At 41.2% G+C, this 13,551-nt stretch carries 8 protein-coding genes; 5 read left to right on the top strand and 3 right to left on the bottom strand.

The window, feature by feature from the left end; all coding sequences use genetic code 11:
- Positions 1 to 63: 63 nt before the first annotated feature.
- Both ABU615_RS04730 and sppA read right to left on the bottom strand, forming a co-directional pair.
- Positions 64 to 1,116, bottom strand: coding sequence for a quinone-dependent dihydroorotate dehydrogenase (locus tag ABU615_RS04730; RefSeq protein WP_370389298.1), 1,053 nt, complete (start codon positions 1,114 to 1,116; stop codon positions 64 to 66).
- A 284-nt stretch (positions 1,117 to 1,400) separates the two neighbouring features.
- On the bottom strand, positions 1,401 to 2,360 hold the full coding sequence (sppA, locus tag ABU615_RS04725; RefSeq protein ID WP_367418954.1) for a signal peptide peptidase SppA: 960 nt from the start codon (positions 2,358 to 2,360) through the stop codon (positions 1,401 to 1,403).
- Positions 2,361 to 2,812: 452 nt separating this feature from the next.
- Between sppA and ABU615_RS04720 the strand changes: the two genes are divergently transcribed.
- Together ABU615_RS04720 and galU are read left to right on the top strand one after the other, a co-directional pair.
- Positions 2,813 to 4,459 (top strand): dihydroxyacetone kinase subunit DhaK, encoded by a 1,647-nt coding sequence (locus tag ABU615_RS04720; RefSeq protein ID WP_370389297.1) that lies wholly within the window; start codon positions 2,813 to 2,815, stop codon positions 4,457 to 4,459.
- A 154-nt stretch (positions 4,460 to 4,613) separates the two neighbouring features.
- Positions 4,614 to 5,495, top strand: coding sequence for a UTP--glucose-1-phosphate uridylyltransferase GalU (gene galU / locus ABU615_RS04715; protein ID WP_367487055.1), 882 nt, complete (start codon positions 4,614 to 4,616; stop codon positions 5,493 to 5,495).
- Between the two features lie 34 nt (positions 5,496 to 5,529).
- Here the strand turns inward: galU and ABU615_RS04710 are convergent, their stop codons facing one another.
- Positions 5,530 to 6,519, bottom strand: coding sequence for an RluA family pseudouridine synthase (locus ABU615_RS04710; protein ID WP_370389296.1), 990 nt, complete (start codon positions 6,517 to 6,519; stop codon positions 5,530 to 5,532).
- 564 nt (positions 6,520 to 7,083) lie between these two features.
- Between ABU615_RS04710 and ABU615_RS04705 the strand changes: the two genes are divergently transcribed.
- The 3 genes from ABU615_RS04705 to ABU615_RS04695 all read left to right on the top strand — a co-directional run bounded on the left by ABU615_RS04705 (position 7,084) and on the right by ABU615_RS04695 (position 13,492).
- Positions 7,084 to 9,822 carry a ribonuclease E/G gene (locus tag ABU615_RS04705; RefSeq protein ID WP_370389295.1) on the top strand — a complete coding sequence of 913 codons (2,739 nt, stop codon included), beginning with the start codon at positions 7,084 to 7,086 and terminating at the stop codon, positions 9,820 to 9,822.
- Positions 9,823 to 10,322: 500 nt separating this feature from the next.
- Positions 10,323 to 11,441 carry a porin gene (locus tag ABU615_RS04700; protein ID WP_267408528.1) on the top strand — a complete coding sequence of 373 codons (1,119 nt, stop codon included), beginning with the start codon at positions 10,323 to 10,325 and terminating at the stop codon, positions 11,439 to 11,441.
- 932 nt (positions 11,442 to 12,373) lie between these two features.
- Positions 12,374 to 13,492 carry a porin gene (locus tag ABU615_RS04695; protein WP_267408527.1) on the top strand — a complete coding sequence of 373 codons (1,119 nt, stop codon included), beginning with the start codon at positions 12,374 to 12,376 and terminating at the stop codon, positions 13,490 to 13,492.
- The last annotated feature ends 59 nt before the right edge of the window (positions 13,493 to 13,551 follow it).

Raw genomic sequence — 13,551 nt, 5'->3', positions numbered from 1 at the left:
TACCAACATGTAAAACAAGAATACATATTGAAGCGAAATAAATAATATTAATCTGTTGGGTCTCTAATTTAGCTTACTGCACGCACGAATACATTCATTGATGAGCTTGGGGCCACGAAATATCAGGCCGGAATACAGCTGTATTGCAGTGGCACCAAGGCTGATTTTTTCAGCTGCATCGGCGCCAGTGTTAATTCCGCCTACACCGATAAGAGGAATCTTCCCTTCAAGCAGCGCAGATAGGTGGCGTAATACCTGATTACTTTGTGGTTGCACTGGACGACCGGATAATCCTCCAGTTTCTTGTGCATATCGATGCTTACCCAGCATCGTTTTATCTATAGTGGTATTTGTGGCAATAATGCCGTCAATCTGGGTGGCTAATGCTACATCTGCTAATGCAGTAATTTGGTCTTCAGTCAGGTCTGGTGCAATTTTAACAGCAATGGGGACATAACGGCTGTGACGCGTTGCTAACTGCGCCTGCCGGTTTTTTAAATGATTCAGGAGTCTGTCCAATTCGCTGGCACTTTGCAGACTGCGTAAATTGCGTGTATTGGGGGATGAAATATTTACAGTTATATAACTAGCATAAGGATAGGCTTTTTCAAGACAGATTAGATAATCATCAGTGGCTTTGTCTATGGGAGTGGCAGCATTTTTTCCAATGTTAATTCCTAGTATGCCACGATATTGGCTGTTTACAATGTTATCAATCAGGGTATCGATACCATAGTTATTAAAGCCCATGCGATTAATGATAGCCTGATGTTCTGGTAACCGGAATAAACGCGGTTTGGGGTTGCCTGCCTGTGGTAGCGGTGTAACGGTGCCAACTTCGATAAAGCCAAAACCCAACATTGACAGTGCATCAATATACTCACCATTTTTATCCAGACCAGCCGCTAATCCCACCGGATTGGGTAAAGTCAAACCCATTAAGTCTATTAAATTGCTGTCTGTTCTGGTGCTTTGATTGTTATTGGCAGAAGCTTGCCCGTCTGTCAGCAAAAAACCGCAGTGATAACGATGTAGCAGCTGTAAACATTTCAATGACAGATAATGGGTCTTTTCCGGATCCAGTCGGAATAACAAAGATTTTATAAGCGAATACATGATATTGATGCTGGATAAGGTGGAGAAATATTATAACCAACAACTCTATCAATTCGAGTGGAAAACAATTAAATTCAGTATGTGTTGGTGAAATAAATCATTTAATTAGGTATATTTCAAGTTAGCTGGCTGGTGATACAAAGCGCATGTTTGAAAAAGAAATTGCCTGTTGTATTAATCAGGATACGCTTAAAAAATTGCCCGTTTATGTTTATCAATAATTGTGGCGAACATAAACGGGCATAATTTTTTTACAAAAGATTTGCAATTATATCTAATGGCATTTACCAAGGCTGATCAGTCATGCCGCGGATGTTTTGCAGCATAGTGCTGCCAATACTTTTGCTGAAACGTTTTTCCCAGCTGGTTTCAGCAGTGTAATCTACTAAATCAGGTGCACCGATTACATCACGTGCGACAGTATAAACATTGCCAAAATCGTCTATCAGTCCCACTTTTTTGGCTTCTTCTCCAGTATACGCACGGCCACTGAAGATATCTGGGTTTTCAGCAATTTTCAAACGTTTGCCTCTTCCCTGTTGTACAGCCTGAATAAACTGTTCATGGATGCTGCTCAACATCTGTTGCCAGATTTGTGCCTGTTCCGGTGTTTCGGGAACAAAAGGGTCACCCATATCTTTATTACTGCCGGCAATTTTAACTCGGCGTTTAATGCCCAGTTTATCAATCAATCCCGTAAAATCAAAACTGCTGCCAATTACTCCAATACTGCCGACCAAACTAGACGGGTCTGCATAGATTTTATCTGCGGCACTGGCAATGTAGTAACAACCGGAAGCACACATATCTTCAGTTACAACATATAAAGGTATGCTGGCATGTTTGGCTTTAAAATATCGAATTTCTTCATATGCGATGCTGGAAATAACCGGGGAGCCGCCGGGGCTATTAGCACGAATAATAATTCCTTTGACATTTTTGTTCTTATACACTTCTTTCAGGCTTTTACGTAATAAATCGGCCTGATTATTGTCACTGCTGATGGTGCCTTCCAAATTAATAACCGCTGTATGGGCACCGGTTGGTTTGCTGCTGCCAGAAGAAGCAATAATTATCAAGATAAAAATCAGAAGCCATAGAAGACGCCAGAACCAGCGCCAGATTCGATTACGCCGCTGCTCACGATATACTTCAAGCAATAGTTTTTCTAGTAAATTGCGTTCCCAGCTGCTGCCCTCGGGCGTTGAACCAGCTGGTTCTGATCCTTTAATATTGATTTTCATCTGCTTATTCTCAGGTTTTGGTGCTGATGTATGTGTAGTTAAATGATTAGGCTAAGCCGTTTCATTCACTATTATCCAATCATTTAAATCAGTTATAAGTAAAATTATAGCCGAATTTTATTTTTTTAGTATGCTTTTGTCGTGTTTGGATTGCAGGCTAAACTTTATCCTGCTATCGCCGTACATTATAATAGTCTTGCAAACAGCGTGTCAGCACAGTTAAATTTGGAACCGCCGCTTAAAAAAGGCAATATAAATTAAAGCAAGATACTACTGTGGCAGAAAAAATGGATTCAGTATATTAAATTTATATATCTATCTTTGATAAGAGTCTTGCTTTAAATGCCGATGAAGTTTGATATAAGGAAAGCAGTAAATATTTTTTTCGACCTTATGAATTTTTTGATTCGAATATTGCCTGTTGTCTATACTCATAATCATTTTGGAAAATCATGTCCAGATTCTTTTTTAACAATCGTAAACAATTAATTGATGAAGCCATTGAAGGTTTGGTGATTTCTGCACCACATGGCAATCTTGTCAAGCTGGATACTGATCCGGCTATCAGAATAGTGGCTCGCAATGACTGGGATAAAAGCCGTGTAGCTGTAATTTCCGGCGGTGGTTCGGGACATGAACCGGCTCATGCTGGGTTTGTGGGCAAAGGTATGTTAACGGCGGCTGTATGCGGTGATTTGTTTGCTTCCCCGAGTGTTGATGCTGTGTTTAACGCCATTGTAGCTGTCACTGGTGAACAGGGTTGTTTGCTGATTGTGAAAAATTATACTGGGGACAGATTAAATTTTGGACTGGCAGCAGAAAAAGCCAAAAGCCATGGCTTGAAAGTGGAAATGGTCATTGTGGCTGACGATATTTCCCTGCCGGAAAATCGCCAGCCACGCGGTGTGGCAGGCACGGTGCTCGTTCACAAAATTGCAGGCTATGCTGCTGAGGAAGGAAAGTCACTAGCACAGGTTCGCGCATTGGCTCAACAGGCTTGTGATAATCTTTGGAGTCTGGGTCTGGCCATGCAAACCTGTCATCTGCCAGACTATATGGAAGAAACACGGATCAAAGACGGGCAGGTAGAGCTTGGATTAGGTATACATGGTGAACCCGGTGCGTCGGTGGTTAATACTCAAAACAGCAAAATTCTTATCGATAATTTGGTGAAGTCTTTACAGCATTCGGCTGGTAAGGGGCGTTTTGCCGTTTTGATCAATAATCTCGGTGGAGTGTCATCTCTGGAAATGGCTTTGCTAACGCGTGAAGTAGCACATTCCTCGATCAGTGAGCAGACTGATTGGCTGATTGGTCCTGCTCCGATGGTTACATCGCTGGATATGAAAGGTTTCTCCCTTTCTGTACTCAGATTAAATGATTATTTTGTTCAGGCACTGAATGCTCCGGTAGAAACACAAGGATGGCAGAAGCCGGTTGCTTTAAAACCTTTAAAAAAGCTTACCTGCCAGCCCGTATTAAAGCAGTCTGAATACAAGCCATCTGAAAATGCTTTGGCTGCTGCTTGTATTACAGCCATAACAGATAAACTCATTGGACTGGAAAGTCGACTTAATGCATTGGATGCTAAAGTAGGTGATGGTGATACAGGTACCACTTTTGCGCATGGTGCTCATGCTATAGCACAACAGCTGACACAGCAGCAGTTGCCACTTAACGATTTGCCACAGTTATTACTGTGTATCGGTGAGCGACTTGCAGTAGTCATGGGGGGGTCAAGCGGGGTGCTGATGTCGATTTTCTTCACTGCTGCCGGACAGCATTTACAAAAGGGAAGTACGCTGATAGAAGCATTGTTAAACGGGCTGACACAGATGAAACATTATGGCGGTGCCGATTTAGGTGACCGTACTTTGATTGATGCTTTACAGCCGGCTTTGCAAAGCTGGCAACAACATGGTATTAAGGCTTCGGTACAGGCTGCTAGAGAGGGTGCTGATAAAACCGCAGATATGCATAAAGCCGGAGCTGGGCGTTCATCTTATGTTAACAAACAGAATCTAGTCAGTGTACCTGATCCGGGTGCAGTGGCTGTGGCAGAGGTGTTTACTGTATTGACTGAATTGGATAATAAATAGTTGTACTATATATTTAACCGCGAAAAATTTTCAACCAATAAAAATTACTTATTATTCAGATAATATATAACAGTATTTATATTATAAGTTGAATACAAATCGTTATCCTCGTGAATGTCATATAAGTGATTGATTTGCAAGAATGGAAAAAGAGATGAAAGCAGTTATCCCAGTTGCTGGTTTAGGAACTCGAATGTTGCCGGCTACAAAAGCCATCCCTAAAGAAATGCTAACGGTGGCAGACAAACCGTTAATTCAGTATATCGTAAAGGAATGTGCACAAGCGGGTATTAAGCAAATTGTGCTGGTTAACCATGCTTCTAAAACCGCAATTGAAAATCATTTCGATACTGCGTTTGAGTTGGAAACGCAGTTACAGAACAAGGGTAAAACTGCGTTACTGGCAGAAACCCGTGCCGTGCTGCCTCCTGATGTTCAAATTATTCAGGTACGACAAAGTAAAGCAAAAGGACTGGGTCATGCTATGCTGTGTGCGCGTTCTGTGATTGGTAACGAACCATTTGCCGTCTTACTGCCGGATGTACTCATAGATGAAAGTGCCTGCAATCTGGCATCAGATAATCTGGCAGCGATGGTAAAGCATTTCAGAGAAACACAACGTAGCCAGATTATGGTTGAGCGCGTGCCGCTGAGTGAAGTAAACAAGTACGGTATAGTGGATTGTCATCAGCAACAGGCCGAGGAAGGATGTAGTATAGCTATGACAGCCATTATTGAAAAACCTGCGCTGGAAGAGGCTCCATCTGATATGGCTGTCGTTGGCCGCTACGTTCTTTCTGCCAGTATCTGGCCGCTACTGGAAAAAACATTGCCTGGGGCAGGTGGTGAAATTCAGCTGACTGATGCTATAGCTGCATTAATGCAGCAGGAAGCAGTAGATGCATTTGTTATACAGGGCTATTCACATGACTGCGGCGATAAGCTTGGTTATATGAAAACATTTATAGAATACAGCCTGCGACATGACAAATGCGGTGCTCAGCTTAAAAATTGGTTACAACAGCAAACATTTTAAAAACCGAAATCGGTTTAAATGTGGGCGGATAATCCTAATCTGGAGCAGATGGTAAACTGAGCAAAAACTGTTGTAACTCATCTGGTAAAGGGGCGATAAGTTGTAATATATCGCCACTGACCGGATGAGGAAGTGTTAATTCAGATGCATGTAAAAACATTCTTTTCAACCCTGCTTTTTGCAGGCGTTTGTTTATTTGATAATCTCCATAGCGTTCATCACCAGCAATCGGACACTGTTGCGATTGCATATGTACACGTATTTGATGAGTGCGGCCTGTTTTCAACGTAGCTTCCATCAAGGTAAGAGATTTAATTCCTGTAGCGTATAGCTGCTGTCCTGCAAACCTTTGCAGTACACGAAACAGAGTATGTGCACGCTGACCTTCCTGATTATTGCCGGTAACACGTACCATTTTTTCACCCTGAACCCCAGTGTATTTTATAAGAGGGAGTTTTACATGTTGTACTTTTTCTGGCCAAAATCCAACTGAAAGTGCCTGATAGACCTTGTGTGGATGGTTTTGTCTGATTGATTCGTGCAACTTAACCAAAGCACTGCGTTTTTTCGCAATCATAAGCAATCCGCTAGTGTCTTTATCCAGCCGGTGTACCAGTTCCAGATAACGTGCATCAGGACGGGCACGGCGCAGCTGCTCAATAACACCAAAACTAACGCCGCTACCACCATGAACCGCGACGCCGGATGGTTTGTTTATAACCAGCAAAACATCGTCTTCATAAATGATTTCAAATTCATGTGCTGGAATTGCTAAATAATCAGGGCAAGCCATTCTGTCGGCAACACGAATGGGTGGTAAACGGATTTCATCGTTAACGGCAATTCGGTCAGTTCCTTTGCAGCGTTTTTTGTTCAAACGAACCTCACCACTGCGGATGATGCGCTGTATATGACTCTTTGGCACACCTTTTAATTCCCGTATCAAATAATTATCTAGTCGCTGTCCAGCACTTTCGGCACCGACAGATAAAAACTGCACTGAATCTTTGCTTAAAACCGTCATATTGCTTATAATCCGTAAGCTTTTATAAATAAATAAAAGTCATCAGTTGTTTTCGCCGTAAGTATTCACGGCAAGCAAGACTGAACCATAAAAAAGGCGCATTTGGCCCGGAGCTGAAAAACGCATGTAATCGTTTTTTGGCTGCAAACAATGAAATGTTAACGTATTTACTGGAAAAACGCACTGTTGCAGGCGTATTTCCCCATGTTGCTGACCAGCCCTCGGCAGCAAGGGTTAGTGATTAAGTTTGACTCCATCAGGTGGCAAGCCACGGCTTCAGACGTCATCGGGCAGGACAAAACCGGATAACGCAGCCGCTACTGAGCCCAAGCACCTGACTGAATAACAGAAGACTGGCTCCCCCGATTAAGTGCTTGGATTGTTTGTAAAATTATCCAGTACATGCTGTTCAGAAAGCATAATGATACTGAATAGTCAAAACGCTCTTTATACCTTCTTTATGATGAAAGCCTGCTTAATTTGCCGTATATAAAACAATCTGGCAAGGCTACGGGTGTCAAATACTAATTACAACGCCTCGTCAGTGCACATAACGAGGTATTCATGAAACGAATGTTATTCAATGCCACGCAGGCAGAAGAATTGCGCGTGGCTATTGTAGATGGACAAAGTCTACTTGATCTTGACATCGAAACACTGGGTAAGGAACAGCGTAAAGGCAATATCTACAAAGGTATCATTACTCGCATTGAACCTTCACTGGAGGCTTGTTTCGTTGACTATGGCACAGATCGCCATGGTTTTTTACCATTCAAGGAAATATCGCGCAGCTATTTTCAGAATTATGAAGGTGGACGGGCTCGTATACAGGATGTCTTGTCCGAAGGCGTAGAAGTCATTGTACAAGTGGAAAAGGATGAGCGAGGGAACAAAGGTGCAGCGCTAACCACTTTTATTAGCCTGGCCGGACGCTATCTGGTATTGATGCCCAATAATCCTCGAGGTGGTGGTGTGTCACGCCGAATTGAAGGTGAAGATCGGCAGGAACTCAAGCAGGCTATGAGTGAGCTGGATACCCCGCGTGGTATGAGTCTGATTGCACGTACTGCCGGTATTGGTCGCAGTACAGAAGAATTGCAATGGGATTTAAATTATCTGGTACAGCTATGGCGAGCCATTGAGCAGGCCGCACAACAGCACAACAAACCTTATCTGCTGTTTATGGAAAGCTCACTACTTATTCGTGCCATACGCGATTACTTCCAGCCTGATATTGGAGAAATACTGATTGATTCGCAGGAAGTATATGATCAGATCCGTGAGTTCATGTCCTATGTGATGCCGGCATATATTAGTCGCTTACGTCATTATACTGACCATACTCCGCTTTTTTCTCGTTTTCAGATAGAACAGCAGATTGAGTCTGCTTTTTCCCGTGAAGTTGCCCTCCCGTCCGGTGGTGCCATCGTCATTGATCATACTGAAGCGTTAGTCTCCATTGATGTAAACTCTGCCCGAGCCACCCGTGGAGCAGATATAGAAGACACAGCATTCAAAACTAATATGGAGGCAGCCGAAGAAGTTGCCCGTCAGATGCGCGTACGTGATCTTGGCGGATTAGTTGTGATTGACTTCATAGACATGGAAAATAGTAAAAACCAGCGTGATGTTGAAACCACCTTGCGCGAAGCCTTGAAAAAAGATCGTGCACGGGTACAGATGGCTAAGTTGTCGCGTTTTGGTTTAATGGAATTATCGCGACAACGTCTGAAGCCTTCTCTTGGTGAAAGTAGCCATACCATTTGCCCGCGCTGTGCCGGTACTGGTTCCATTCGTAGTATTGAATCAACAGCATTACATATTCTCCGCATCATTCAGGAAGAATCAATGAAAGATAACACTGCCGAAGTACGCGTACAGGTACCGGTAGATGTGGCTACTTTTCTCTTAAATGAAAAGCGTGCTGAGTTATTCGGATTGGAAGAGCGGCTGGATGTATGCGTGTTACTGATTCCGAATATTCATCTCGAAAACCCGCATTACAGTGTTATACGTGTTCGTACTGATAACATAGAAGAAAATACAGTTCCCAGTTACCATCAAGTGCAGGAACCTGAAAACATTGGTGAACTACCATTTTCAATTGGACAGAACAAACCTGTTAGACCTGAAGCAGCAGTGAAAGGGATACATCATACCCAGCCGGCTCCGGTTATTGAGAAGGTAGTTGTAGAAAAAGATACTGCACCGGGTATGTGGAAAAAACTTTCAGGATGGCTGGGTAATCTTTTCAGTGCAAAACCAGCCGTTCCAGTTTCGCCAAGTGCTTCTCATGCTGAAAGAACTATTAAATCCAGACAGCAGAAAAATCAGCCACACGAACGCCGACAGTCGCGCACTAGCCGTCTCTCTAAAAATGCCGAAATAGCTAAAAAAAGCGAGCATTATTCTGAAAATAAAACACAAGCAACTCACATAGCGGCAGTTCGTACTGCAAATGAGCAGCGTAATCGTCGTGAAGAAAAACGTTCTGACAAATATGATTTATCTCAGACGGAAACGTCATCCGAAATCAGTCAGGAAAGCAGTAGTATCAGGCATGAGCAAAATAATTCTCGCCGTCGTCGTCAGCGTACTTCTGGCAAAAATGAAGTTCCAGCCCAGCAAGTAAATAATGTTGAAATAATTGACGAAACTCAGACAACTGATCCCTTGATTATTACCTTGTCGGGCGGAGAGGCAAAAAATGAACGCCATAAATCACGACATGATAAAAACAGCCGGCGACAGAATGGTAAGAAAAAACGCAGCTACATCATTTCAGCACGTAAAATCAGCCGCAATATTGATATCCATGCTATAGCTGCGCAAGTGCTGCAGACTACTGAGCACGTACTTCATCCTGAAAATATTGGAAATCAAGCTGCTGATTGCTCAGTTCAGTCAGCTCATCCGTATATAGATGACAATATCTTGGTACAGCGGGCAGTAGCACAAGCTAAGAATGTGATTACTCATGTTCTGGCTCAGATGGAGTCAGTTCAGTATTCTGCGACCTCTGATAAACCGGTAAAATTAGGCACAGCATCTACCGTACAAACTAAACAGCCAGAAGCCGATCAGTTGATTGTAAGCATCCCTGAAACAGCAGAAATAGAATTGTCTCAAATTGCCGAATTGGGTGGGCTGATACTGGTTGAAACCAGTACAAATATTATTGTCTCCGATAATAGTGAAAGTTCCACTCAATCTAAATTACGACGCAAAGATAGATTACAGAGTCAACCAGACGCAGTGCAAGGTACACCTGTCAAACTGGAACAGATTGAAACTAGAATATAGATTTGTTTATCTTGAACTTGATAATCTTAATTCTGCTCGTTTAATAAGACTTAGCGAAACGGGCAGAATTTCGGCGTGTCTTTATGGGTTGACGATTTTGGTAGTTAAAAGTATGGTGAAAACTACCTAGTGATAAAATCAGTAGCAAAATACATAAGATTTGTCTGATTCATAACATGCCAACTGCCCAATATGATTATTTATTTCAATTAATGTGTTGAAAAACTACAACACTTTAAAAAAGAATAATAAATTATTTTAATGTATTATTATCAAAATAAATATATGATTTTATTGAATTATATAGTGGATTAACTGTTATTTGTCGCGGTACAGGTTGCTAAAAGTGTTGTGTGTTTGCAAATGAATTTGTTTTTTTGCAACTAAAGCATTATATTGACAGCCATGAAATCGCTAACGCGGCGATTAATGCAAAACTTTAAAAGCTCTTCATTAGGTTTTTGAAGTTTGTTTTTTCGACATAGAAAAGGAATACAGCAATGAAAAAAACCCTGATTGCTTTGGCTTTGACCACTTTGCCGGTTGCCGCTATGGCTGAGGTTGTTTTGTATGGCCAAATGAAAGCAGGCTATGAAGTTTCTTCTACTAAATCTAGCGGTGAATCACGTGGCCCATACCAGAATGGTATTGGTGACTATGGTTCACGTATCGGCTTCAAAGGTTCTGAAGACCTTGGCCATGGCTTGAAAGCTATCTGGCAGGTAGAATCCCGTATTCATTTGGGTAATAGTGATGGCGGTTCTGATGGCTGGGCTAACCGTGACTCTTTCATAGGTCTGCAAACTGATTTCGGTACTATCCGTGCTGGTCGTATCAGCAATGCCATTAACGCTAATATGGACGTTGTAGATGCTTGGGAATATAACAATGAAGCATTAGGTCTGGGTAAATTCACCCGTACCGATGCCCGTTATGTTGGTGTCGCCTATGATTCTCCAGAATGGGCTGGTTTCAGCTTCAACGTTTTGTACTCTCCACGTGACAACGTGAATGGTGGCGATCGTAACGCAGAATACGAGCGTGGTATCGGTTCTGGTGACAAATACAGTGCTGGTTTGAACTACCACAACTCTGGTTTCTATGCTAAATACGGTTTTGACTACCTGAAAAACTCTGCTGTTAAATTAGATGGTTTGAAATCAGACCTGAAAGATGGTCAGGTTCACCGTGTTGAAGGTGGCTACGATGCTAACAACTTGTTTGTTGGTGTTGGCTATCAGTACACCAAAAATACCAGTTCTTACTTCCGTGGTTTGAATGATCTGAGTATCGTTAACCCAACTACTAAAGAAAAACTTGATGTTGGTGATCACAAACTGACTGAAGACAATCAGGGTCAGGAAGCCGCTCTGACTGTTGGCTACCACTTTGGTAACATTTTCCCGAAAATCTCTTATGCTCATGGCTGGGATGTAAAAGTTAATGGTACTAAAGAGAAAAACACTAAATACGATCAGGTTGTGTTAGGTGCTGACTATGACTTCTCTAAACGCACTACCGCTAATGTACAGGCTGGTTGGTTGCGTGAAGGTAACGGCGAAGGCTTAGGTAAAGACAAAACTACTGCCTTTGGTGTTGGCTTGAAACACACTTTCTAATTGGTTGTTAATACATACTGATTAGTATTTAAAATTAATCCCCGACAGTAGAACACTTAAAAACTGTTCTTAGTCGGGGATTAATTTATATAAAATTTATTTATTAAATCTATCAGTCAGAATATCTATTGTAGAGCATAGTAGATCGAATAGTTTCTTTATTCATTAGTAGTTGTTATATTCATCAAGTAATATAAGAATAAATATTGATTAGAATTTTGAAAATAGAAAAGCCTATCCACACTTAAAGGCTGTACTGTAACATCAATATAAAATCATTAGTACAATAAGAAAGTGTCTATGTATATTTAATGATTTTTCATGTAAATCATTCATCTGAATGGTCATTATCTTCTGTACTGGGATATTTAATTTTTATATTGTCAATTAAAGAGAATATATTTCTTCCTCAATCAATTTTACTTACTAATATGTAATAAAAATTGCAATCTACAAATTTATGTTGAATAGTTAATCATCAGCAACGATTTATAAATAAGAATTTTCTGATAAGCACTTTGTAGTTTTAATATATGCCTAGGTATCAGCTAAAGATTCAATATTGCTTATCAAAAACCGTAATAAAAGTGTTGTAACTGACTTTTCTAAATAAAAATTTTCAAATATCTAAAAATATACTTCAGATGGTGATTAGTGTGAACATAATGCATGAATCAGTGCATCTAAATATCAATTCAAAGGTTATTACGACTATTTAAAAACATTTCTGATATTTATTTATACGTATTTTACTTAATCAGTTACCAGTAGAATTTTCTCATGCTCGAAATCAAATCTGAAGGTTTGCTTTTTTAATATCCGACCTTTATATTCCGCACACTCGTCATTTTGACGATTGATCTAAAACTTCAAAAGTGCTTCATTTGGTTTTTGAGGTTTGTATTATTGACGTTGAAACTAGGAATACAGTAATGAAAAAAACCCTGATTGCTTTAGCTTTAACTACATTACCGGTTGCTGCTATGGCAGAGGTTATTTTGTACGGCCAAATGAAAGCAGGCTATGAAACTTCTTCCACTAAAACCAGCGGAGAAAGCCGTGGTCCATACCAGAATGGTATTGCTGACTATGGTTCAAGAATTGGCTTTAAAGGCTCTGATGATTTAGGTAACGGTCTGAAAGCTATTTGGCAGGTAGAATCTGCTATTCATTTGGGTAACAATGATGGTAAAGCTGATGGTTGGGCTAACCGTGACTCTTTCATCGGATTGCAAGGGGATTTCGGTACGGTCCGAGCTGGTCGCATCAGTAATGCCATGAAGGCCAATATGGATGCAGTGGATCCTTGGGAATACAACAACCAGGTTTTAGGTTTGGGTAAATTTACCCGTACTGGAGCACGTTATGTAGGTATTGCTTACAATTCTCCAGAGTTTGCTGGCTTCAAATTAAGCGCTTTATATTCTCCACGCGATAACGTTAATGGCGGCGATCGCAATGCTGAATACGATCATGGTATTGGCTCCGGCGATAAATATAGTGTTGGAGTGAATTATCAGAATGCTGGTTATTTTGCAAAATATGGTTTTGATTACCTGAAAAACTCTGCTGTTAAAGTAGATGGTCTAAAAAAAGATATGAAAGATGGACAGGTACACCGTATTGAAGGCGGTTACGATGCTAACAACTTATTTGTTGGTGTGGGCTATCAATACACCAAAAATACCAGCTCTTACTTCCGTGGCCTGAACAATCTGAGTATCGTAGATCCGGCTACAAAAGAAAAAGTTGATGTTGGTGACCATCGCTTGACTATGGACAATCAGGGTCAGGAAGCTGCTCTGACAGTAGGCTACTACTTTGGTAATATTTTCCCGAAAATTTCCTATGTCCATGGCTGGGATGTAAAAATCAACGGTACCAAAGAGAAAAATACCAAATACGATCAGGTTGTACTTGGTGCTGACTATGCATTCTCTAAAAGTACAACCGCTAACGTACAAGCAGGCTGGTTGCGCGAAGGTAACGGCGAAAGTAATGGTAAAGACAAAACTACCGCCTTTGGTGTAGGCTTAAAACACACATTCTAATTTAGGTTTAGAATCTGAATTTAGAAGAAAAAACCCGCTGATGCGGGTTTTTTCTTACT

Origin of the sequence: Snodgrassella alvi (assembly GCF_040741455.2) — a bacterium.
Lineage (GTDB): Bacteria > Pseudomonadota > Gammaproteobacteria > Burkholderiales > Neisseriaceae > Snodgrassella > Snodgrassella alvi_E.
This window is presented reverse-complemented; position numbering and strand designations above follow the sequence as displayed.

Bases quoted from the DNA above. Each gene is read 5' to 3' on its own strand.
- ABU615_RS04730 (WP_370389298.1), bottom strand. From the start codon at position 1,116: ATGTATTCGCTTATAAAATCTTTGTTATTCCGACTGGATCCGGAAAAG.
- sppA (WP_367418954.1), bottom strand. From the start codon at position 2,360: ATGAAAATCAATATTAAAGGATCAGAACCAGCTGGTTCAACGCCCGAG.
- ABU615_RS04720 (WP_370389297.1), top strand. From the start codon at position 2,813: ATGTCCAGATTCTTTTTTAACAATCGTAAACAATTAATTGATGAAGCC.
- galU (WP_367487055.1), top strand. From the start codon at position 4,614: ATGAAAGCAGTTATCCCAGTTGCTGGTTTAGGAACTCGAATGTTGCCG.
- ABU615_RS04710 (WP_370389296.1), bottom strand. From the start codon at position 6,519: ATGACGGTTTTAAGCAAAGATTCAGTGCAGTTTTTATCTGTCGGTGCC.
- ABU615_RS04705 (WP_370389295.1), top strand. From the start codon at position 7,084: ATGAAACGAATGTTATTCAATGCCACGCAGGCAGAAGAATTGCGCGTG.
- ABU615_RS04700 (WP_267408528.1), top strand. From the start codon at position 10,323: ATGAAAAAAACCCTGATTGCTTTGGCTTTGACCACTTTGCCGGTTGCC.
- ABU615_RS04695 (WP_267408527.1), top strand. From the start codon at position 12,374: ATGAAAAAAACCCTGATTGCTTTAGCTTTAACTACATTACCGGTTGCT.